A 26192-nucleotide genomic window follows, 5' to 3' on the forward strand; every position below is an offset into this window, starting at 1 on the left:
TCCCGCTCGATTTTAGTGGAAGCTGAGTAAGTCGGCAATATCCTGCAAGGCTTCCTCAGTCAGCTCCCGATCATCAAAGTCACTGACGGTCTTCTCCGTATCGGTTTTGCTGAGGCAGTGTTCCGACAGTTTCAGGAGATAATACCGGCAGCTTTCGGACAGCTGTTCGATCGTATCTTGCCGGAAGCGCTCCGTTTCATAGGAAATGCTGACGGTCATCCGGCCTTTTGCCGCAATCGCGCTGATTTCAAGTGACTGCTCCCGTTTCCATGTATCTGTCACATCATCTCCGCCTCCCAAAGGAGAAAACTGAAACGCGTCTGGCTGTTCCGTTTCTGCCGGATTCCCGCCGGGCGCATCGAATTGTCCGAGATAGTTAAAGCTGATCTCCGGTGCTTTCCCGAAAGTCATCCCGGCAAGCTTCGGCGGTGTTAAATATTTGAGGACGCCGTATCCGTTCCCTTTATCCGGAATGCGCCGCAATGTGTCTTTGACGGTTTTCAATGTGCGAATTTCATATTCTTCAAGAGGTTCATAAGCTCCGCTCCGGAAAAGCACCGGGTAAATGGAAGTGAACCACCCCACCGTCCTGCTGATGTCCGCACCTGCCTGCTCCGATTGGCGTCCGTGTCCTTCAAGGGCGATTTTCAAAGTGTGCCGCGGCGACCACTTCTGAATGGCAAGCACGGCGGAAGTCAAAAGCACATCTTGCGTATCCGTATTGTAGGCGCTGTGCACATCTTTCAACAGGGCGTCCGTTTCACTTTCTGTCAGAGTGAAGGATACTGTGTTCCGTTTTTTTGCAGGAGTTTGAGATAAATCTGCCTGCTCGTAAGGAAGACTTTCTGTTTCATAGTGTTCAATCTCCCGCCAATACTCCGCCTGCTGAAGCAGCTGTTTACTTTCGGCATAATCGGCCAGCTGCTCCGTATATGTTTTGAATGACATGGTTTTCGGAGGGAGTTTGATTTCCTGTCCAGAGACGGCCTGCTCATAAGCAGAAGCCAAGTCTTCCAATAAAATCCGCCATGATATCCCGTCGACAGCGAGATGATGGACCGTCAGAAACAAGTAATCTTCTGCTTCAGAGCGGAACAGCCCCGCCTGTACAAGCGGCCCGTTCTCCAAATCCATGTTTCTCTGAAGCTCGGCGACGCGGCGTTTTACAAAACGTTCCTTCTCATGCTCATCGCCTTCCGTTTCTAAAATGGTCAGGCTGTAAAGCTGCTCATCTGCGAGGTCAGCCGGTCTGTTGAAAAGGAGAAGACCTTTCTCTTCGTCTTTTTTGCAGACAAGGCGCAAGGCATCATGATGAACGGTAATGGCTTTTAACGTTTTCCTCAGGATCTCTTCATCTATTGAATTTGTTCTCGTCAGCATGACGGACTGGTTAAAATGGTTTGCTTCCTTCATGTCTTGTGTGAAGAACCATTTGTGAACCGGCGACCACTTCACTTCTCCTTCTGCAGGAGCTTGGCTGACCGGCTGCCGCTCTGTACGGACATAAGGCGCCAGCTCCCTAATTGTCGGCCGGCTGAAAATATCTTTTACGGCGATCTGTTTTCCTGCCTGATGTAATCGGGCTGATACTTGCAGGGCTTTGATGGAATCGCCGCCCAGTTCAAAAAATGATTGATCCGCGGCAATGTTTTCAGTTCCGAGCACTTCGCTCCAAATCACGGACAGCTCTTTTTCCATGTCGCTTTCAGGCTCGGTAAATGCCCGTCCGGTGTGCGCTTTTTTCCGCGGCTCAGGAAGCGCGCGGCGGTCAAGCTTCCCGTTCGGTGTGACAGGCAGGGCTTCAAGTGTTTCAAAGAACGCCGGCACCATATAAGCGGGCATTTCATTTCTGAGTGCCTGCTGCACGGTTTCACTTTCTGTTCCTTCTTCTGTCACGATATAAGCGCATAGTTCCGTTTGGCCTGCTGATGCGGTATGAGCGGTGACGGCTGCTTCTTTGACACCTTTTATGCCTGTTAAGGCGGATTCAATTTCTTTCAGTTCCACCCGGTAGCCTCTGATTTTGACTTGCTCGTCCATTCGGCCGATATATTGCAGCGTGCCGTCCGGCAGCCATTTTGCCAGGTCGCCCGTGCGGTACATGCGCCGGTTCTTCCGGAACGGGTCTTGGACAAAGGCTTGGGCCGTTTGCTTAGGAAGATTGCGGTACCCTCTTGCAAGGCCGGAACCCGAGATGCAAAGTTCTCCTGTTACACCGATCGGCTGCGGGTGATCCCCGTTTAAAATATAAACGTGTGAATGCTCAATCGGACGGCCGATCGTGATGTTCTCACTTTGTTCTATATGTCTTGCCGCTGTAGTGGCGACGCTGTTTTCCGTCGGGCCGTACTCATTGGCAAGCTCAGTGTGTGGACAAACTGATAAACTGCGGCTGATAATGTTTTGGTCGACGGCTTCTCCGGCTAATGTGACAATTCTGAGAGACTCTGCATCCCCCGGCTCCAGTACGTCAAGCAGTGTACGGTACAGTACGGGAACAATGATCATGTGAGTGATGCGGTAAGATGCAAGATAGTGTTTAATAGCAAGAATATCTCTTGCTTCATCTTCGGCTAAAACGGCCGCTTTCGCACCGGAAATCAGCGGTGTGAACATGCTTGTTACAAAACCGTCAAAGGAAAATGAAAAGAGCTGAAGAACCGTATCTTTCTCATTCAGATCATAAAATCCGCTCCGCCATTGAAGGGTTTGGCTGACGGATCGATGTTCGACCATAACCCCTTTCGGCCTGCCTGTCGTTCCCGATGTATAAATGATGTAAGCCAAATCTTCCGGTGCTGATAATGACTGGACCGGCGAAGCATCCTGTTCTTGGATATCCTCCAGTGCGAGCACTTCACCGTTAAAACGATCAGGCACTTGTTCTATCGCACCGTGTGCGGTAAGGAGAAGCGCTGTGCCGCTGTCTGAGATGATATATTGCTTGCGTTCCTCCGGATATTCAGGATCTATCGGGACGTAGGCTCCTCCGGCTTTCCAAACCCCGAAGACTGCCGCTACTTGTTCTGGCGATCTTGGTATCACAATGCCGACGGCTGCATCAGGTCCGATCTGCCGTTTTTGCAGAGCTCTGGCGATTTTATTCGACCAGTCATCTAATTCTTTGTATGTGACCAAAGTCTCCCCGCTGATAAGGGCCGCGGCATCAGGTGTTTTTCGCGCCTGGGTGATGAACAGTTCATGAACTGTTTTTTCAGACAGCTGTTGATCCGTCATGCCGTTAAAGTCCGAAAGAATCCGGTTCCGTTCCGGAGCAGTCAGCATGCTGATCGCTTGTAAAGAAGTTTCCGGTTCACGGACAATGTGTTCAAGCATCGTCATAAAGTGGGAAGCCCAGCGCTGCATTGTTTCTCTCCGGAATAAAGACGCCGCATATTCAAACAGAAAATGAATCTGTCCCCCGCCTTCAGAAGCCTGTAAAGTAACATCAAATTTGGAAACCGGACGGGACACGTCCGCAGGCTGAATATGCAAACCGTCCAACAGCAGTTCCTCATGCTCTATATTCTGGACGACAAGCATGGCGTCAAACATCGGATTGCGGCTTGTGTCCCGCTGTACGCCGAGCCGTTCCACTAGCTCTTCAAACGGGTAGTCTTGATGCTCATACGCCTCAAGCGCCGCCTGGCGGACTTCCGCCAAGTAATCGGTAAACCGTTTGTCTCCTTTCGGCTCCGTTCTGATGGCCAGCGTGTTGACGAACATGCCTAGAATCGGTTCAAGGTCTTTGTGCGGACGCCCGGCAATCGGTGAGCCGACGATGATGTCTTCCTGCCCGCTTAATCTCGCGAGTAACGTATTGTACGCGGCGAGAAGCACCATATACAAAGTGGAGCCGTGATCCCGGGCAATGCGGTGAAGGCCGGATGACATTTCAGCGTCAAGCGTGCACGATACGCTGCCGCCCGCAAAGCTTCTGACCGCCGGACGGGGCTTGTCAGCCGGAAGTTCAAGCACCGGAAGTTCTCCTTCAAGCCGCTTCAGCCAATAGGCTTCCTGCTTCTGGTATCCTTCTTTCTCCTGAAACGACCGCTGCCAGACGGCATAGTCTTTATATTGAAGGCGCATCGGCGTAAGCGAACGGCCTGCGTACAGCTCGCCGAATTCTTTTATCAAGGTGTTGACGGACACACCGTCAGAAATAATATGATGCATATCCGTTAATAAAAGATGGCGTTCGTCGGATTCTTTCACGAGAGCCGCGCGGAAGAGCGGCGCTTCCTCCAGACCAAACGGCCGGACGAATGCGTCAGCTGACTCGGCCTCATCCAGCTGAAACGGCACGCTGTCATGGATGCGCTGCACCGGTTCGCCGTCAGGCCCCGTTTCAAAGGACGTTCGGAGCGACTCATGCCGCTCCACAAGCTGCCGGAACGTCTCCTCCAGCCGGCTGCGGTCAAGCGGGCCCGTCAGTTCCAGCACAGCCGGCATATTGTAGCCGACACCGCCGTCTTCAAGCTGCTGGAGCACATACATCCGTTTCTGCGCCGAAGACACCGGGTAGGTGTCCTGTTTTTGCACAGACTGAATCGCTTCATACGGGCTCTCTTCCAAGTCCTGAATAACCGAAGCGAGCTCTTCCACCGTCGGCCGGGCGAAGATGTCTTGTAACGGCACTTGAACACCGAACTCTTTGGCAATGCGGGAGACGAGAGCCATCGCTTTTAACGAATGGCCGCCCCGCTCAAAAAAGTGATCCCGGATGCCGACGGGGCCGTTTTTCAGCACCTCTTCCCAAAGGGCGCAAAGCTTCATTTCCGTGACGTTCCGCGGGGCGGTGTACGCCCGTCTGTCTGCCGCTCCGCCGGGAGCCGGCAGCGCGCGGCGGTCAAGCTTTCCGCTCGGCGTGACCGGCCACTCGGTCATCTCTATAAACTGAGCCGGCATCATGTAAGCCGGAAGGCGTGTCGCAAGCTCCGCCCGCACGTCATCGCTTTCCCATCCTTCGATATAGGCGTAAAGCGCGGTTTCGCCGTGTTCGGTCCGGGCGGTGACCGCCGCCTCACGAATGCCGTCGATGCGCCGGATCGCCGCTTCGATTTCTCCCGGTTCAATCCGGTAGCCGCGGACTTTCACCTGTCCGTCTGAACGGCCGAGCCATTCGACAAGGCCGTCTTCTGTCCAGCGTGCGATATCGCCCGTCTGATACATGCGTTCTCCCGGATAAAACGGATCATTGAGAAAACGCTCCTCCGTCAGCTCAGGCCGGTTCAGATAGCCGCGGGCCACACCGGTCCCCGCGATGTACAGCTCTCCAATACAGCCCGGCGGCAGAAGCCGTTTCTTTTGATTTAAAATATACAGCCGCATGTTATGTCCGGAAATGCCGATCGGAACATTGTGAAATTCCTTTCCATGCGGCAAATCAAAGTACGCCGCTTCTACCGTCGCTTCCGTCGGACCGTAGGAATTTGTCAATTCCGTTCCAGGCAGAAGGTCATAAAAACGGGAAACCAAGTGCGGGCCCAATTGTTCGCCGCCGGCAAAAACCCTTTTTAAGCAGGTCTTTTTGATCGGCTGTTTTCTGGAATTTATATATTCCAAGAAAGCATGAAGCATGGATGGCACAAAATGAGCCGCCGTTATGCGGTTTTTCTCCAATGCGTTCAGTATCATTTCAGGGTCTTTCTCGCCGCCTTGCGGAAGGAGGAAAACAGAAGCTCCCGCGATCGGCCACCAAAACAGCTCCCAAATCGAAGCGTCGAAAGAGTAGGATGTTTTATGCAAAATGATGTCAGAATCACTTAATCCATAACGCGTTTGCAGTGAGTATAAAAAGTTTACGGCTGACCGATGTTCAACCTGCACGCCTTTTGGGCGTCCCGTAGAACCGGATGTATAGATGATATAAGCCAATGAATCAGGTTTTACCGGAACGTTAGGGTTGGCCGCAGCTTCAGGGTTTCCTGTTTGTCCGCTTTTCAGAGAGACCATTTCTCCCTCAAAAAGATCTGGTGCGAAAAGTTCTGGTTCTGCCAGTAAGAATTTCACGCCGCTGTCTTTCAGTAAAAAGCGAATCCGCTCTTCCGGGTAATCCGGATCAATCGGCAGATATGCACCGCCTGCTTTTAAGACAGCGTAAATGCCGATCAGCATGTCAGGAGAACGCCGGCCCATAATGGCAGTTTTATCCTCCAGCCTTATGCCGCGCTTGATCAGCTGATGCGCAAGCTCGTTTGCCCTTTCGTTCAGTTCCTGATACGTAATCGAAATGTCATCAGTTAAAATCGCAGGACGGTCCGGCGTTTTTTCCGCCTGCTGTTCCAGCAGATCATGAAGAGGCTGATGAAGCGGAAACGCTGTTTTCTGCAAGGGGCTGAAATCTTGAAGCAGAGACGCTTCTTCTTTTTCTGTCAAAACAGAAATATCGTCTAAATCCAAGCCCGGATCAGCCGCGGCGTTTTCGGCAAGTGTCGTAAAAAATCCCGCCCATTTTTGAATCGTTTTTCTCTCAAACAAATCGGTGCTGTATTCAAACTGGCAGTACAATTCACCGGCGTTTTCAGAGATGTACAGCGATAAGTCAAATTTAGAAATCGGCAGGCTGACGTCTGCCGGCTGCAGTTCAAGTCCGGCCGCTCTAAGCTTCTGCTGTTCCATATTTTGCAGCGCAAATGTTGTGTCAAACAGCGGATTTCGGGACATGTCCCGCGGCACACCGAGCTTATCGACGAGCTCTTCTAACGGGTAATCCTGATGTTCGTAAGCCTCAAGCGCTGTTTGGCGAATTTCCTTTAAATATTCTTTGAATGTCATGCTTCCGTCGGGACGCGTCCTGAAAGCAAGCGTATTGACAAACATGCCCAGAACGGCGTCAAGGTCGGCATGAGGCCTTCCTGCAATCGGAGACCCGACAATCATATCTTCCTGTCCGCTTAAACGGGCTAACAGAACTGTGTACACACCGAGCAGCGTCATATACAGTGTGCTTTTGTTTTCTTTCGCCAGCTTTTTCAACTGAGCTGTATGTTTTTCATTGATGACAAATGACACCCGGTCACCGGAAAAGCTCCGCACCGGGGGACGCGGCTTATCAGCCGGCAATTCAAGCACGGGAATCTCACCGGCAAGCCGGTTCAGCCAGTACTCCTCTTGTTTCCGATATGCGGCGCCCGCCATAAATGATTGCTGCCAGACGGCATAATCTTTGTATTGAATCCGTAACGGCGGCAGACTTCTCTCAGCATACAGCTCACTGAATTCACGTATCAAAAGATTGACGGATACGCCGTCTGAAATAATATGATGCATGTCAGCTAAAAGCAGATGCCGGTCTTTTTCTATTTGGACAAATCCCGCCCGGAAAAGGGGCGCTTTGCCGAGATCGAACGGCCGGATAAACGCTTCGGCTGATTGTTCTTTTGTAAATGCAAACGGCACGTCGTCATGAATCCTCTGCACGGGCAGGCCGTTTTTTTCTTCAAAGGACGTTCTGAGCGGTTCATGCCGCCGGATCAGTTCCTTGAACACGGCTTCCATCCTATCTCGGTCAAACGGCCCCCTCACCTCTAAAACGGCTGGAATGTTATAGCTGACACCGCCATTTTCAAGCTGGTGAAGGACGTACATCCGTTTTTGGGCGGATGAGACAGGATATGTTTCTTTCATTTCTGTCTTTTCTATGGATGCGAACGGGTTCTCTTCTGCTTCACTGATGATTTTGGCGAGTTCTTCTACAGTCGGATGGCTGAAGACATCGCTCAGCGGGATTTGCACACTGCACTCTTTAGCTATTTTTGCAACGAGTGCCGTCGCCTTTAATGAATGGCCGCCAAGCTCGAAAAAGTGATCGTGAACGCCGATCGGGCCGGTTTGAAGCACTTCTTCCCATATGCGGGTAAGCTTCAGCTCGGTCACATTCCGGGGAGCTGTATATCGACGGCCTGTGGCGTATGCCGAAGCTTCCGGAAGGGCCCGCTGATCGACTTTTCCGTTCGCAGTGAGCGGAATTGAGTCAATAAAAGCCCATTTGACCGGAATCATATACTCAGGCACCTCTTTAGCCAAATCTCTCCGCAGCTGAGAAGGATCAGTCGCTTGTGAGACGCTGCAGTAAGCGCATAATTCATTTTCGCCCGACTCATTCGTTTGAATCAGAACGGCAGCTTCCTTCACGGCGTGATGATTTGCCAGGACGGTTTCAATTTCCTTCGGTTCAATCCGGTACCCTCTGATCTTCACTTGATCATCTGTCCGGCCGATGTATTCAATTTGGCCGTCCGCACGCAGTCTTGCCAAATCTCCGGTCCGGTACATGACGGCGTCCGTTCTGAACGGATCCGGCAAAAATTTCTCTTTGGTCAGCGCCGGATTGTTCACATAGCCTCTTCCTGTATTCGCTCCGGAAATATACAATTCTCCCGCAATTCCGAGAGGCTGAAGCTGCCGGTTTTTGCTGAGAATATACATCTTGTTATGATGGATCGGTTTCCCGATCGGCGGATGTTCAGGTATGTCATCTCCCGCAGAAATCGTATACGTTGAAACCACATGAGTTTCTGACGGGCCGTAATGATTATGCAGATGCATACCGTGTGAACGGAGCGTCTGCCTGAACAAACGCGAAACGGTCAGCTGCTCCCCGGCCGTAATGACATGCTTCACACAGCGGGGAAAAGACTGTGCATAACCTTCTTCATTGAAAAGCATTTTGACAAACGCAGTCGGGAAAAACACAACTTCCATGTTGTGCTGATCAATAAACGAAAACAGCTGAGAAACATCCCGTTTGATTGATTCGGGCACGATACAGAGGGTGCCGCCGCTCAAGAGTACTGAAAATAACTCCTGATAGCAGACGTCAAACGCCAAAGATGCGTACTGCAGCACATTTGTGCAAAAATCAATGTCTGTGTTCGTCAATTGGTCAGAAAGCAGGTTGGCCATATTTTTATGTTCGAGCAGCACACCCTTCGGTTTCCCTGTCGTTCCCGATGTATAAATCATATAAAGGAGGTCGTCTGCCGTATTAATGGATTGCACATTGCTTCCGTCCGCTTCCGTCCCGGCCTCTTCTATGTATGTAACTTGCAGCGCTTGTTCCGCGGGGACTGACTGATGCCGCTCTGTTACAACATGGACGCAGCCGCTGTTTTCAATAACATATCGGATACGTTCCTTTGGACTGCCCGGATCTATCGGAACAAAGGCGCCGCCCGCTTTTAAAATACCGAGAACGGCCGCCGCTAAAGAAGGGGAACGGCCGAGCATGACGCCTACCGGCTCCTCCCGCTTTAATCCGCGCTTTTGCAGCATGCGGGCCAGCTTATTAGCCGATTCGTTCAGCTCTTTGTACGTCACTGACTCACCTTCATACCGAATCGCGATTTGATTCGGCGTTTTTGCGGCCTGCCTTTCAAACATCGCATGAACCGTGTCATATTCAGGTTTTTCGGTCTCTTCAGAAATCGGCGCAAGCAGCTGCGCTTTTTCCCCTGGAGTGATGATTTCAAGCTTGTCCGGCGTGATGTCTGGTTTGTCGAGAACTTGGGAGACGATGTATGCCAAATGGCCTTTGATATTTTCGATAAATTGGCGGTCATACACGCTTGAATCGTATCTCATTTTCAAATGAATCTCGTCACCCGGCGCCACCATCAGGTAAAAACTGTAGTTGGTTTCGTCTTCCATGCTGAAATCATGAATGTGAAAAAGGTCTTTCGTGTCTCCCTTGCTGTTCAGCACATCAAGCTCCTGTTCAACCGGATAATTCTCAAAGACGAGAATGTGGTCAATTAAGCCTTGTTTTACCTGTGAATTCGCCTGTATGTCATAAAGCGGATGATAGCTGTATGCCTGTCCTTTCAAAGCGTCCTTTTGCACGTTTTTGATCAGCTTTTGAAACGGGATGTCCGCCCCGCTGATCCGGACAGGCACGGTATTAATAAACAGGCCGATCATTCGCTCGATGCCTTCGATTTCAGACGGCCTTCCGGAAATAACAGAACCAAAAACTGCATCTTCTGTCTGGTTATACGCCTGAAGCAAAATGCCCCAGAGCGTGTGGAAAATGGTGCTCAGCGTGACCTCTTCTTTTACGGCCAGCTCTTTCAGCTTAGCCGTGTCCTCTTTTGAAAAGGAAAACGTCACTTCCTCCTGTTTGCTTTCGCCGGCTTTTTTCTGCTTCGGCAGAACAGTCTGCTGCTCAAAGCCTTCAAGGTATCGCTCCCAGTACGAAGCGGCTTTTTCTTTATCTTGCTCCATCAGCCACTTGATGTAGGTCCCGTACGGCACAGCGGGCTCAAGCGTTAACGGTGTTCGGCGGAGCCGCGAGGCGTATATCTGGAAGAACTCTTTCAGCACGATTCCGAGACACCAGCCATCCATAATAATGTGATGAAAACTCCATATGCACGTATATTCACATTCACCGGTTTGAAGCAGTGTCACCCGCATCAGCATGTCTTTTTGCAGATGAAACCCTTTCTCACGGTCTCTTCGTTTGGCTTCTTCGATATACTTGATTTGATCAGCCTTATTTAAATTAGTGAGATTTTCCTCAATAATGCTGACGTTCCGCTCTTTTAATACGACCTGCTGCGGCACTGACACGTTCTGGCTGATAAAGATCGTTCTGAAAATATCATGTCTTTCGAAAAGGGCATGAACGCTCTCTTCAAACACGCGGGTGTCAACCTTCCCCGTTATTGAAAAGGAGGCCTGCTCGGCGTAAGCCTGTGATTCCTTTTGCAGGAGGGAATGAAAAAGCATTCCTTCCTGCATATAAGACAGCGGATAAATATCCTGAATTGCATTCTTTTTTGTCATGTTATAATCTCCCCGTCGCCTTTTTCTACAGTTCCTCGACAAAACTCGCTATGCTGTCCAAATCATCAGATGTTAACGTTTTGCTGCTAAAATCACTAACGGTTTTTTCTGCTTCCTCTTTCCCTGTGCAGTGTGCCATAATATCACGCAAATATTGCTGTAAGGTTTGCAGCAGCTGTTCCATCGTTTCTTTGCGGAAGCGGCTCGGCGGATAGCTCAAACTGAAGTGAAGTTTGTTTTGTGCGGCCATCGCGCTCATTTCCACCGCTTGTTCCCGCTGCCATGTCGGCGTGATGTCGTGCCCGCTTGCAAGACCGGACAGACTGAACGTGTGCTGATCTTCTGTATCATTGAATTGCCCTAAATAGTTAAAGCTGATTTCAGGCGCTTGTCTGAAGCGGATTGTTTTTTGTTCAGGCGGTGTCATGTATTTTAAAATGCCGTAGCCTATTCCTTTATCCGGTATTCTTCCGAGTGTGTCTTTGACCGTTTTTACCGCCGTTCCAAGCTCAGCGCCTGCTGTGTTCAAGTCAATGAGCACCGGATACATGGAGGTAAACCAGCCTACGGTGCGGCTGATGTCGAGCTCCGGCATGATGTGCTCTCTCCCGTGCCCTTCCATCGCGATGCGCAATCTGCCGCCCCCTGTCCAGTCCCGTAAAGCCAAAGCTGCGGCAGTCAGAAGAATATCTTGCGTATCGGTATGGTAGGCCCGGTTGACCTGCTGAAGCAAAACGGACGTTTCTTCTTCTGTAAGCGTAAAGCTTATCGTTTGCCGAATGCTGTCGGCTCCCGTCTGATGCTGCGGTTTTTCATAAGGAAGTTCGGCGGCTGTTTCTTCTTCAATAAAACGCCAATATTCTTCTTCATGCATCAGCTTGCTGCTTTTTGCGTATTCTGAAAGCCTTACGGCGTATTGTTTAAACGAATCGGTCTTTGGCGGAAGCTGGACCGGCTGACCTTTTACGGCTTGAGTGTAAGCGGCAGATAAATCCTCCAGCAGAATACGCCATGACACTCCGTCAACCGCCAGGTGATGTACGGTGATGAATAAATAATCCCCCGACCGGGTTTTGAACCAGCCGGCTTTTAATAACGGCCCTTTTTCAATATCCATCCGCTGTTGGAGCGCAGCCACTTCAGTTTCTATTTCTCTTTCCCAAGTATCTGTCCCAGACAGATCCCAAATGTCCAAGCTGTACAGTTCAGCTTTTTGAATACCGTGATTGATTTGTCTGAAACTTTCGTTTTCTGCACTGACAGTGATCCGGAGTGCATCATGATGAATGACAAGATGCTCCAAGGCTTCTTTGAGCGGCTGTTTATGCAATGCGTCAGAGCTGAACATCATGACGGACTGATTGAAATGATTTCTGTTTTCCATCCGCTGTGATAAAAACCAGTGCTGAACGGGTGTCCAAGGTATGTCTCCTTCCACCGGCCGCTGATCGATGACTCTTTCCGCTTTCCGGATAAGAGGCGCGAGTTCCTTAATGGACGGGTGCCGGAATAAGTCACTTGCCGTCATTTTCCACCCATAGCGTCCGAGCCGTGCGGAAACTTGCAGCGCTTTGATTGAATCGCCGCCCAGCTCAAAAAATGAGTCCTCAATCCCGACTTGTTTTGTGCCGAGCACTTCCTGCCAGATCACGGAAAGCTGTTCTTCAAGCTCATTGCGGGGAGCTGTGTACGCGGTTTGAAGCGCGAGCTCCGGTTCGGGCAGATTTTTCCGATCCAATTTCCCGTTCGGCGTAAGCGGCAGCTTCTCAAGTTCCATCATATAGGCCGGAACCATGTAATTCGGCAGTTGCTTAGACAGTGAAGAACGCACTTTTTCTGTATCCATGTCCGCCTGCAGACTCATATATGCGATCAGTTCTTTATTGCCGGACTGCCCGGTTCTGACTGACACGGCAGCTTCTTTCACGCCGTCCAGGCTCCTCAGTGCGGCTTCAATCTCTCCCAGCTCGACCCGATAACCGCGGATTTTCACTTGATCATCCATCCGCCCGGCATATTCGATCGTTCCGTCCGGCAGCCAGCGGGCTAAATCTCCGGTGCGGTACATCCGTTCCCCTGGAACAAAAGGATTGGGGACGAATTTTTCTTCCGTCAGCTCAGGGCGGCCGAAGTATCCTCTTGCCACACCGTCTCCTCCAGTGCATAATTCGCCGTTGACGCCGATCGGCTGCGGTGTTCCCCTGCTGTTTATGATATATGCGGTTGAATTTCCGACAGGGCGGCCGATCGGGATTGAATGATCGTATGATTGTTCAATCAAAAAGCAAGTCGAGAACGTCGTGTTTTCAGTCGGTCCGTATCCATTCCATACTGAGAGATGCGGCAGCGCATTCCGAACCCGGTTTACATGGCTCGGGGACAGTGCTTCCCCGCCGATAATCAATCGGGATAATCCGGAAAACACGTGTTCATTTTGTTCTGATAAATGGTTGAACAGAGACGATGTCAGCCACAGTGTCGTAATGCCGTTTTGCTGTATAAATGTTTCCAGAACATCAGAGTCGAGATAGGTTTCCTGGTCACTTACATATAAAGAAGCGCCGTTTAAAAGCGGACCGAATATTTCAAATGTCGTAACGTCAAATCCTAATGATGAAGTAAACAACAGTCTATCTTCCGGCGTAAAATCAATATAATTGCTGTTTTTCACAAGGCGGATCACGCTTCGCTGTTCAATCATGACGCCTTTTGGCGCACCTGTTGACCCGGACGTATAAATCATGTAGGCCAACGATTCAGGTCCGCCGAGCGGCTCGGGATTTTCCGAACTCAAATCGGCCTTTGTTTGAATATCCTCTATGAATAAACGTTTTCCTGAAAGCGGCAGACCGTCAAGTTTATCAGATTGGAGAAGAATATCAGCTTTACAGTCTTTAAGCATCCATTCAGCCCGTTCCCGCGGCACATCGTCACCGATAGGCAAGTAGGCGCCCCCCGCTTTTAATATTCCGAGGATTCCGGAAGCAAGCTCTGTTGTGCGGCCGGTTAATAAGGCGACAACGCTTTCCGGACCGACGCCATTTGATCGGAGAGCCGCCGCTATTCTGTTAGCCCGTTCGTTCAGCTCACGGTATGTCAAAATTTGTCCATCATAAACAACTGCCCGGGCATCGGGAGTTTCTTTTGCCTGCCGCTCAAATAAACGGCTGATGGTTTCGTGTCTTGGGTAATCGCTTTTCGTCTGATTAAACTGATAAATGACGCGATTTGTTTCAGCATTATCCAGTACGTGAATGTCACCAAGCGGTATCGCTTGGTTTTCAATTACTTTTGTAAGAATACGGGTAAAATAAGAAAGCCATTTTTCAATTGTCTGTTTTTGATAGATATCTGTATTGAATTCAAAATCAAAGCTGATGGAACCGTCAGACCCTTCTGACGCGTAAAGCGTGGCATCAAACTTTGCGGTTTTATGACTTGTATCCGCAGCTTGAGCCAAATGCAGCTTATTTAACACCAGGGATTCACGCTCCATATTTTGAAGCACAAACATCACGTCAAACAGCGGATTGCGGCTTGTGTCCCGCTGCACGCCGAGCCGTTCCACAAGCTCCTCAAACGGATAGTCCTGATGCTCATACGCCTCAAGCGCCGCCTGTCGGACTTCCGCCAAGTAATCGGTAAACCGTTTGTCTCCTTTCGGCTCCGTTCTGATGGCCAGCGTGTTGACGAACATGCCGAGAATCGGTTCAAGGTCTTTGTGCGGACGCCCGGCAATCGGTGAGCCGACGATGATGTCTTCCTGCCCGCTTAATCTCGCGAGTAACGTATTGTACGCGGCGAGAAGCACCATATACAAAGTGGAGCCGTGATCCCGAGCGATGCGGTGAAGGCCGGATGCCGTTTCAGCGTCAAGCGTGCACGATACGCTGCCGCCCGCAAAGCTTCTGACAGCCGGACGGGGCTTGTCAGCCGGAAGCTCAAGCACCGGGAGCTCTCCTTCTAGCCGCTTCAGCCAATACGCTTCCTGTTTCTGGTACCCTTCTTTCTCCTGAAACGACCGCTGCCAGACGGCATAGTCTTTATATTGAAGGCGCATCGGCGCAAGCGAACGGCCTGCGTACAGCTCGCCGAATTCTTTTATCAAGGTGTTGACGGACACACCGTCAGAAATAATATGATGCATATCCGTTAATAAAAGATGGTGTTCGTCTGATTCTTTTACGAGAGCCGCACGGAAGAGCGGCGCTTCCTCCAGACAAAACGGCCGGACGAATGCGTCAGCTGACTCGGCCTCATCCAGCTGAAACGGTACGCTGTCATGGATGCGCTGCACCGGTTCGCCGTCAGGCCCCGTTTCAAAGGACGTTCTGAGCGACTCATGCCGCTCCACAAGCTGCCGGAACGTCTCCTCCAGCCGGCTGCGGTCAAGCGGGCCCGTCAGTTCCAGCACAGCCGGCATATTGTAGCCGACACCGCCGTCTTCAAGCTGCTGGAGCACATACATCCGTTTCTGCGCCGAAGACACCGGGTAGGTGTCCTGTTTTTGCGCAGGCTGAATCGCTTCATACGGGCTCTCTTCCAAGTCCTGAATGACCGAAGCGAGCTCTTCCACCGTCGGCCGGGCGAAGATGTCCTGTAACGGCACCTGAACACCGAACTCTTTGGCAATGCGGGAGACGAGAGCCGTCGCTTTTAACGAATGGCCGCCCCGCTCAAAAAAGTGATCCCGGATGCCGACGGGGCCGTTTTTCAGCACCTCTTCCCAAAGGGCGCAAAGCTTCATTTCCGTGACGTTCCGCGGGGCGGTGTACGCCCGTCTGTCTGCCGCTCCGCCGGGAGCCGGCAGCGCGCGGCGGTCAAGCTTTCCGCTCGGCGTGACCGGCCACTCGGTCATCTCTATAAACTGAGCCGGCATCATGTAAGCCGGAAGGCGTGTCGCAAGCTCCGCCCGCACGTCATCGCTTTCCCGTCCTTCGATATAGGCGTAAAGCGCGGTTTCGCCGTGTTCGGTCCGGGCGGTGACCGCCGCCTCACGAATGCCGTCGATGCGCCGGATCGCCGCTTCGATTTCCCCCGGTTCAATCCGGTAGCCGCGGACTTTCACCTGTCCGTCTGAACGGCCGAGCCATTCGACAAGGCCGTCTTCTGTCCAGCGTGCGATATCGCCTGTCTGATACATGCGTTCTCCCGGATAAAACGGATCATTGAGAAAGCGCTCCTCCGTCAGCTCAGGCCGGTTCAGATAGCCCCGGGCCACGCCGGTCCCCGCGATGTACAGCTCTCCTGCCACGCCCGCAGGCTGAATGGTTCCTCCGCTATCTAATACATACAGACGGGCACCCGGAACGGGTTTTCCGATCGGAAGCCTTGTCCGTCCGCTGTCCCGTTTTCGGTCACAGACGTAAAACGCCGCATCAACCGTCGCTTCTGTCGGTCCATAGCCGTGAATAAGCATGGTCTCCGGCAACAGATCGGCAAACCGGGCAGCCGTAAGCGGGGAAAGAGCTTCGCCTCCGGCAAACACGCGTGTCAGTGTTCTGCCGAGGCGTGTTCTTGTTTCCTCAGGCTCCGTTTCCAGCGCGTCTAAAAAGCTGTTGACCATTGCCGGAATAAAATGCGCGGTCGTCACCTTTTCTGAGGCAAACGCTTCTATCATCCGCACAGGATCTTTCTCCCAGCCGTCCGGAAGCAGATACACGGAGGCGCCGGACATCGTCCACCAAAACAATTGCCAGATAGAGGCGTCGAATGAAAAGGATGATTTCAGCACGATAACATCCTCTTCCGTTAACGGAAACTGCCGTTGCATCCCTGATAAAAAGGCGGCGGCCTGACGGTGTTCAACAGCTACTCCCTTCGGTGTTCCCGTCGAACCGGACGTATAAATGATATAAGCGAGCGAATCGCTATCTGCTTCTTTAGAGACAGCCCCTGTCTCCGTCTCGCCTGTCAGAGCGGAAAGAGACACTTCTAGCGTTTCTCCGGGAAAACCGGAAACGGATAATCCCGGCTGTGCAAGCAGGAGACAAGCGCCGCAGTCGTCGAGCATATAGCGCAGCCTGTCCTCAGGATAGTCAGGGTCAAGCGGCACGTAGGCGCCGCCCGCTTTTAACACGGCAAGCACTGAAACCACCATCTCCGGCGAGCGTTCAGCGAGTACGCCGACCATGCTTTCTTTGCGGATGCCTTTTTGGCGGAGCCGAACGGCGAGCCTGTCCGTGTACTGGTCGAGCTCAGCGTACGTCAGCATGCCGCCCGGAAAACGGAGCGCCGGACGATGCGGCGAAAGCGCGGCGCGGCGGGCAAACAGTCCGTGAAGCGTCGGAGCCGGCGGTTCAACCGTTTCTGTACGGTTAAACGCATCCAGCATATTTCTGGCTTCACACGCATCAAGCAATGCGATCTTGGAGGCGCTCATTTCAGGGTCGGAAATGACTGACTCCATCATATGCCGTAAAAATGTTTCAATATTCTTCATAAAAACACGATCGTATATACCGGTATCAAAGTTTAAGCGGATATAAAGAGAATTTCCCGGAATCACCTTTATGCTGCATCCGTAGTTTGTGACTTCCTCCATCGCGAAATCCTCTACCGCAAAATCAAATGAACCGGCCTGACTCACATTTTCAATTTCACGCTGGGCCGGCACATTTTCAAACACGATAATGTGGTCAAACAGCGCTTGCTTCAAAGGGCTTTGCGCCTGAATGTCATACAGCGGATAATAGCTGTACGCTTCTGCTTGCAGCGTCTCCTGCTGCAAATGCCTGACGAGCTCCAGAAAAGAAAATGAACCGCTTTTCACCCGCACGGGAATCGTATTGATAAACAGTCCTACCATTTTTTCCACGCCTGCGAGATCCGACGGCCGGCCGGAAACGACAGAACCGAAAACGGCGTCATCACAGCGGCTGACACGCTGCAGCAACATGCCCCACAGTGCCTGGAACACTGTATTCAGCGTTGCTCCCGCCCTTGCCGCAATGTTCTTCAGCCCATTTGTCTGCTCTTCCGAAATGGTGAAAACCGCCTGCTCAAGTTCGCCATTTGGTTCCGCGGATTTTTTCGGAAGAGACGCCGATTGCTCAAGATCGGCAAGTCTCATATTCCAAAAAATCTCGGCTTCTTTACGATCCTGCTTCATGAGCCATTTAATATACTTTCCATATGGCTGAACAGGCTCGAGAGACGGGAGCCGTCCGTCTCCGAGAGATTGATAGATCATCAGAAATTCCTTCATGACAATTCCGAAGCACCAGCCGTCCATGACGATATGATGATGGCTCCATATACAAACATAGCGTTCAGGCGCTTTTTTCAAAATGGAGACTCTCATGAGAGGGTCTGATTGCAAATCAAAGCCTTTATCTTTATCTTCTTTTCTGAACCGGTCGGCATATTTGTCTTGTGCCTTCTCGTCCAAATGAGAAATATCATGAAACTGAACGCGGCTTGGTCTGTTTTTCAACACGACTTGGCGGGGCTTCGCCACATTCTTATGAATAAATGTCGTACGGAAAATATCGTATCGTTCAAAAACAGCATCTATACTTTTTTGGAATCGTTCCCGGTCAAGCTGTCCGTTGATCGTAAACACCGCTTGTTCGAAGTAGGCTCTTGAGTCATGATCCAACAGAGAATGAAAAAGCATGCCCTCCTGCATAAAAGATAAAGGATATATATCTTGTATTTCCGGTTGCTGCCCCATTGCGCCACTCCTTTTCTATAGTTTGTTGACGGCTCCCATAATGTCACTCAGATCTTCCAGCGTTAACTCCTCGTCACTGAAATCAGCGGCGCTCCATTCACGCTCCTCTTTGCCTGTGCAATGCGTGATGATCTGCTTGAGAAAGGCATGAAAATGTCCCGTCAAAACTTCAATCGTTTCTTTTTGATACTGAAAACGGTTGTACACGACATGCATGCTGAGACATTCCGACGATACGGAGCCGCTGATATCAAGTGTGTACGGACGTTCCCAGTCCGGGCTGACTTCATTTCCCGCTTTTACGGGAGAAACACCGAAGCCGCTGGAACGGATTTCCCGGTCGAACTGCCCCAGATAGTTAAAACTGATTTCAGGAGCATCAGATTCAGTCTCTTCCCAGAGTTTGCTTATATACTTCAGCACCCCGTATCCCGCTCCTTTATGCGGAATGCGGCGCATCATGTCTTTTGTCCGCTTAATGTGATAGCCGAGCTGCTCGCCGTCATCAGTCTGATCTTGAAAACTTGCGTCAACCAATACCGGATAAATTGACGTAAACCAGCCGATGGTTCTGCTGATATCAAGATGCTCCAGATGCTCTTCCCTTCCGTGGCCTTCCATGCTGATTTTGAATGTCTCGTTTCCGGTCCATCTGTTCAGCGCAAGGCTTAACGCGGCAAGCAATAATTCAGCCGTCTCTGTTGTGTATGCTCTGTTCGCTTCCGTTAACAGCTGCTCAGTCTCCTGTTTTGTCAATGTAACGGTCATCACATCTGTATCTTTCAGAAGATTGGAAGAGATGCGGGCATCTTTCGGAAGCGGTTTGACCGCCGCTTTTTCTCTTTCGGACCAGTAGTCTGCTTCCTGTAACAGCCGGCGGCTTTTTGCATAATCAGAGATTTGCTTCGCGTAAGTCTGATAGGAATCGGTTTTTGCCGGAAGCGCGGTTTCTTTTCCTTCGAGCGCCTGCCTGTAGCATGCGGTGAAATCTTCAAATAAAATCCGCCATGACACCCCGTCAATGACAAGGTGATGAATGGAAAGCAGCAGATGATCGCCATCATTAGCGTGAAATAATCCGACAGCTACGAGCGGACCCGTCTCCAGCCGAATGGAAGTTTGAATAAGGGCGGCCGCCTGTTCAATTGCGGCGTGCTCCTCTTGTAATGACCCTTTCCCTCTCACGTCATGCGTTTCAAACGTAAAGAGTTCTTCTTCAGAAAGGTTTTCCGCTCTGTTGTATTGAGTCACCGATCCGTTTTGCGTGCCGCATACGATCCGTAATGCGTCATGATGAACCGCGAGCTGTGCCAGCGCTTTTCTCATAGCAGATTCATTGATTCTGTCCGCACTGCGGAGCATAACCGACTGATTAAAATGATCATGCGGCAATGATTGCGACAAGAACCAGTGCTGGATCGGCGTCAGCGGCACGTCTCCCGTGACGGGAGCCTGATCAATCACGCGGCGGACTTTCCGGAGCCGCATCGATACTTCTCCCAGTGTCTGATGCTCGAACAGCTCGCGAACGGTCGTTTCATAGCCCTGCTGTTTCAGCCTCGCACATACTTGCAGCGCTTTAATCGAATCCCCGCCGAGATGGAAGAAATGAGCATTGGGACCGAGACCTTCAACACCTAAGAGTTCTTCCCAGATGTCAGCCATCATTTCTTCAGTTTCATTTCTCAGGCTGATATCATCTCCAAGGCTATCATTTAATTCAGGCTGCGGGAGCGCCTTCTCGTCCAGCTTCCCATTCGCCGTCAAAGGCAGTTCATCAAGCTCTATCAAGCGGGCGGGAATCATATATTCCGGCAGAAAAGCTCTGAGAGAGGCCTGAATCTCTGCTTCTTTTATCTTTTCGTTTCCGTGTAAGACCGCGTATGCGTAAATGGAGTGCTGACCATGCTGATCAGCACGTGTGATCACGGCGGCCTCTTTCACGGAGGAAAGCTCTTGCAGCGCTGATTTAATTTCTCCCAGCTCAATTCTGTGGCCTCTGACTTTTACTTGCGCATCTTTACGCCCGACATATTCCAGCTCGCCAGTTGAGAGCCTTTTGGCGATATCGCCCGTCCGGTAGAGCCGCATGCCGGAAACATGCGGATTCGTGATGAAACGGGAGGCGGTTAAATCATCCCTGTTTACATATCCCCTCGCGACGCCTTCCCCGCCGATATAAAGCTCACCGGGAATTCCGATCGGCTGCGGATTCATATAGATATCCATGACAAAAGCATGGAGGGTTTCCAGCGGTCTGCCGATATTGCTTTTGTTTCTCTCAATATCATCCATATTCAGTTTTTTGCATGTGACGTGAACCGTGGTTTCCGTAATACCGTACATATTAACAAGCTCCGTCTCCGGGTACTTCTCTTTCCAGCTTTTCAGCATGCCGGGCTGAAGCGCTTCTCCGCCGAAAATGACATATCGAAGCTGTAGCTTGTCCGTATGCCCGGCCTCTTCATGAATGAGTCCGGAAAAAGCCGTCGGCGTTTGGTTCAGCACCGTTACGCCTTCACTTTGCAGCAGCTGCCGGTACAAATGCGGATCACGGGCAGTTTCTTTCGGTACGATAACTACCTTTCCGCCGTATAAGAGCGCGCCGAATATTTCCCATACAGAAAAATCAAAGCAATAGGAGTGGAACAGCGTCCAGACGTCTCCAGAGCCGAAATCAAACGGCAGTCCTTTATGTGTGATAAGGCTGATGACATTGCGGTGTTCCGTCATAACGCCTTTCGGTTTTCCTGTTGTGCCCGATGTGTAAATCACGTAAGCCGGCTGTTCAGGCGTTATCATTTCTTTCGTTCTGTCTGCTGAAACGGATTCAGGCTTATCGATGTATAAAACCGGCAGCCCGTCCATTCCGGATATCCCAAGACCCGATTGCGTTAACAGAACACGCGCGCCGCTGTCAGTCAGCATAAATGAAATCCGCTCGTCAGGATAGTCAGGATCGATCGGCAGATAAGCTCCTCCCGCTTTTAAAATACCGAGAATCCCAATCAGCATATCCGGAGATCGTTCGGTCATAATTCCGACAATCTGTCCGGAGCGGATGCCGTTTTCCGACAGCATATCGGCGATTCGATCCGCCTTTTCATTGAGCTCGCGGTAGGTGAGACGCTCATCAGACATGACGGCTGCAATTTGATCCGGCATTTTTTCCGCCTGTGCTTCAAATAAACTGACGATCGTTTCATGCCTCGGATACTCCGCCGTTTGATTTCCCGCTTGAAGAAGCATCTGCCGCTCGTTTATGCCCAGCAAATAAATGTCAGACAGCTTCCGCTCATCATCCGATGCGATTTGTCCTAAAAGCTCTTTAAAATGACCGGCCCACCGTTCGATCGTATCCTTTTCAAACAAGGCGGTACTGTATTCAAAATGAAAATCCAGTGAGCCATCCGGCCGTTCCTCGGCATGAAGCGTCAAGTCGAATTTTGAAATGTCATGCTTCACTGCATGTGAAGAAACGGATAAGCCCGGAAGGTTTACTTCGAAATCATCACTGTTTTGCAAAACGAGCATGGCATCAAACAGCGGATTGCGATTGACTTCCCGGTGTGTATCAAGCTTTTGGGCAAGTTCTTCAAACGGGAAGTCCTGATGTTCGGCCGCGCCGAGGGCGAGCATTTTCACCTCTTCTAAATAAGCGCGGAATGTCTTATCCCCTTTCGGCCTGCTTCTCATTGCCACGGTATTTACAAACATGCCGATGACCCCGTCAAGCTCAGCGCGGCTTCTGCCGGCCGCAGGTGAACCGACGACAATGTCTTCCTGCCCGCTCAATTTAGAAAGGAACAAGGAGTAGCTTGCCAAAAGAATCATATACAGCGTCGAACCTGTCTCATCCATGAGCCGGCGCAAATTCTCCGCCGTTTCCTTTTGAAGGCGCGTTCGAACCGCGGACCCGCTGAAATCAGGAAGCTGCGGGCGCTTTTTATCGAGCGGCAGATCGAGTACGGGAATGTTTTCCCCGATCGTCTCCAGCCAATAACGCTCATGTCTTTTGAATTCTTCAGCAGCAAACCGCTCATGCTGCCAGACGGAAAAATCTTTGTACTGGAGTTTTAACGGCTGCAACGCCTTTCCTCTGTATAAATCCGTCAATTCTTGAATCAGAACGCTCATTGACACACCGTCTGCGATAAGATGATGCATATCAAGCAGCAGAAAATGACGCTCTTCAGTGACTTTGGCTAAAGTCACTCTCAAAATCGGCGCTTTTTCCACGTCAAACGGTTTGACGAAAGTTTCCATCACCTCTTGAAGAAGGTTCCCGGATGGCATGTGAATCTCTGTGAGGTCAAGATCGACATGTGAATGTATGTGCTGCATCGGCTCCCCGTTTCGTAAAACAAATGAAGTGCGTAACGCTTCATGCCTTTGTAACAGCGCTGAAAAGGCTTCGTGCAGCCGATCCCGGTTGAGTCTGCCGCTCAGTTCCAGACAAGCGGGCATATGATAGCCCGTACTGTCCGCTGCAAGCTGATGAAGGGCATAGAGCCTTTTTTGCGCAAAAGATAGCGGGTACAAGTCCTTTGCCACAGCAGGGGTGATTTCTGCATATTCTCCTCTTTTCCTCTGTTCAAGGAAGCGGGCCATGCTCTCGATGGTCGGATGTTCAAAAACATGGCGGACGGCAAGTTCAATTTGGAGCCGTTTATGTATGTTTGAAACAAGCGACGCGGCTTTCAGCGACTGTCCGCCGATTTGGAAGAAATCATCTCTCATACTGATGTGTTCCCGTTTCAGCACTTCTTGCCAAATAGACAGCAGCTCGGTCTCAAGCATTGTGCGCGGAGCTTGATAATCACCGGTTCTCTCAGCTTCTTTCGGCTCAGGAAGTGCGGCCCGATCAAGTTTTCCGCTCACAGACAGCGGCATTTCCGTCAATTTCGTAAAGCTTCCCGGTATCATATAAGCAGGTAATCTCCCGGCCAATTCGGCATGAGGGTCAAATGTCACACCCGCGTTTTGCAGTACGACATAAGCTGCAAGCTCCTGTTCCCCGTCCGCCGTTTTGCGCACGGTGACTGCCGCCTCTTTTACCCCGGACAGACTTCTGAGTGCCGTTTCGATTTCTCCTAATTCAATTCTGTAACCTCTTACCTTGACCTGATCGTCAAAGCGTCCCATATATTCAATCGTTCCATCCGGTAAAAATCGGGCTGCATCTCCCGTTCTGTACAGCCGTTCACCTTCACGAAACGGATGAGGGGTAAAGACTTTGTCTGTCAGCTCTTTTTGCTGGAAATATCCGTCCGCCAGACCTTTTCCGGAAATACACAGTTCACCGACGGCTCCGACCGGCTGCAGCCGATCTCCGTGCATCATATAGACAGAAGTGTTGGCAATCGGGCGCCCGATCGTAATCCGGCTGCTTTTTTGCAGGTTGCGCAGAATCGTCGTGGCCACACTGTTTTCCGTCGGGCCGTATTCATTCAGCAGCTCGGCATTCGGGCATATGTTGCGGCTCGCTTCCACGATATCAGGAGTGGCCGCTTCCCCGGCAAATGTCACCGCCCGAAGCGTCTGCGCATCCTTTTTCGTCAGCGAATCAAGCAGAACGCGATACAGAGACGGAACGATCAGAAGATGGCTCACTCCGTGGCGGGTGATTTTCTGTTTTATTGAAAGGACGTCTTTCGCATCATCTTCATCAGTTAACAGTACACAGGCGCCCGACAGAAGCGGAGTGAACAGACTCGTTAATGACCCGTCAAATACGTATGAAAAAAGATGAAGCGCTACGTCCCCTTCTGTCATCCCGTATTCTTCACGCCGCCATTGCAATGTATTGCTGATCGCTTTGTGTTGTACAAGCACCCCTTTCGGCCGGCCTGTCGTTCCGGAGGTGTAAATGACATACGCCCAATTTCCGCTGTCAGATACCGGCGGAAGCGGTGCAGTCTGCTGGGAAACCGTTTCCTCCATGATGACGACACTGCCCTTGAAATCCGGCGGAATGAGGGGGAGCAGGTCTTTTTCAGTCACGAGCAGTGAGGCTTCACTGTCTCTCAGTAAAAATGAAATCCGTTCAGGCGGAAATTCCGCATCAATCGGCATATAGGCGCTGCCCGACTTCCAAATTCCGAGCAGAGCGGCAACCGTACTCATTGATCGGCGCAGCATAACAGCGGTGATCTGATCGGGGCGTGCGCCTTTTTCCCTTAACGCATGTGCAAGCTGATTCGCCCGCTGATTTAATTTCTTGTAGCTCCAGCTTACCCCGTTATATCTCAACGCCTCTTGGTCAGGCGTTTTTGCCGCCTGTTCTTCAAACAGCCCATGAACGGTTGTCTCAGGGTACGGACGGTTCGTTTCGTTAAACGAATGAATCAGGGCTTCTTCCTCCGGAGGCACGAGACTGATGCTTGATAAAAGCCTGTCCGGATCTTCCGTTACACAGGAGATGACCTCCAGAATATGCCCTTTGATCCGTTTCATGTCTTCCCGATCGTAGATGCCCGCATTGTAGCTGAATTTCACATAAAACTCTTCTCCCGGAACGATGACGACGTTAAGATCGTAATTGGTTTCCTCCGCCATCGAAAAGTTTTCAAGTGAGAGCGCACTGCTTTCCGTTTGCTGCCAGCCGTTTACCGCAGCCTGCATCTGAACCGGATAATTCTCAAAAACCAGGATGTGATTCAAGAGATCTTTTTGCAGGCCGCTCTCGTTTTGAATGTCATACAGCGGATAATAGCTGTGCTCTTCCGCAGCGAGTGACTCTTTTTGCACCTTTTTGAGAAGAGAAGAAAAAGTCATATCACCAGCCGCGCGCACCCTTACCGGTACGGTATTGATAAACAGTCCGGCCATGGATTCAATGCCGCTGATAGCAGACGGCCTGCCGGAAACAACCGAACCGAAGACCGCATCTTCAGTGCCGTTGTAACGATGGAGAAGCAGCCCCCAAATGCCCGTAAATAAAGTATTCAGCGTGACCCCGGTGCTTCGGGCAATGTCTGTCAGTTTTTGCACGGTTTCAGACTCAAGGGAAAATTGAAAATGCTCAGATGCATAACCGTTTTGCGCCGGCTTATTCTTCGTTTGCGGAACGGAAACGACTTCTCCGTAATCTTCCAAGCAGCGCGACCAGAACGCTGACGTTTCTTCTTTATTCCGGCTTCGGAGCCATTTGATATAAGAGCTGTACGGAGCCGGACTGCCGAGGTTTACAGGCCGCCCGTTCCGGATCGCATAATACATGCTGAAGAAATCTTTCAGCACAATGCCCAAGCTCCAGCCGTCCATCATAATGTGATGGTGAGTCCAAACGCACGTATGGCGGTTTTCTCCCGTTTGAAAAAGAGTCAGGCGCATTAAGGGGCCTTTTTGCAGATCAAACCCCTTATGCCGGTCGGTTTCCTTGAATTCCTCAATGATGCTTTGCTGCCGTTCTTCCGAATAGTCTGAAATGTTCTCAGTCTGTACGGCTGTGTCACGGCGTGAAAGGACAACCTGCTGCGGACCTTCAAGGTCAGGCACTTCTTTTATGAAAATCGTTCTGAAAATATCATAGCGGCTGACAAGCATATCCAGACTTTTTTGGAATGTATCAATGCATAAATCCCCGCTGACTGTAAACGAAATCTGCTCGACATATGCGTTTGATCCGGAATCCAGAAGCGAATGAAACAGCATGCCTTCCTGCATATATGATAAAGGGTAAATATCTTGAATTTCTGTCGCTTGTGTCACGAATGCCACACACCTT

Annotated in this window: 3 protein-coding genes; all 3 read right to left on the reverse strand. The window is 50.9% G+C overall.

Annotated features, from left to right (window positions below; genetic code table 11):
- Positions 1–12: 12 nt before the first annotated feature.
- From SB847_RS05020 to SB847_RS05030, 3 genes are read right to left on the reverse strand one after another with little or no spacing between them, the layout of a single operon-like run.
- The gene (locus SB847_RS05020) at positions 13–10788 is read right to left on the reverse strand and encodes a non-ribosomal peptide synthetase (RefSeq protein ID WP_410577422.1); all 10776 of its coding nucleotides are present in this window, start codon (positions 10786–10788) and stop codon (positions 13–15) included.
- 25 nt (positions 10789–10813) lie between these two features.
- Positions 10814–18463 (reverse strand): amino acid adenylation domain-containing protein, encoded by a 7650-nt coding sequence (locus SB847_RS05025; protein ID WP_410561927.1) that lies wholly within the window; start codon positions 18461–18463, stop codon positions 10814–10816.
- Between the two features lie 15 nt (positions 18464–18478).
- On the reverse strand, positions 18479–26176 hold the full coding sequence (locus SB847_RS05030) for an amino acid adenylation domain-containing protein (RefSeq protein WP_410577424.1): 7698 nt from the start codon (positions 26174–26176) through the stop codon (positions 18479–18481).
- Between the last annotated feature and the right edge of the window lie 16 nt (positions 26177–26192).

The sequence above is a fragment of the Bacillus sp. SIMBA_026 genome, assembly GCF_046535335.1.
GTDB classification, from domain to species: Bacteria; Bacillota; Bacilli; order Bacillales; family Bacillaceae; genus Bacillus; species Bacillus velezensis.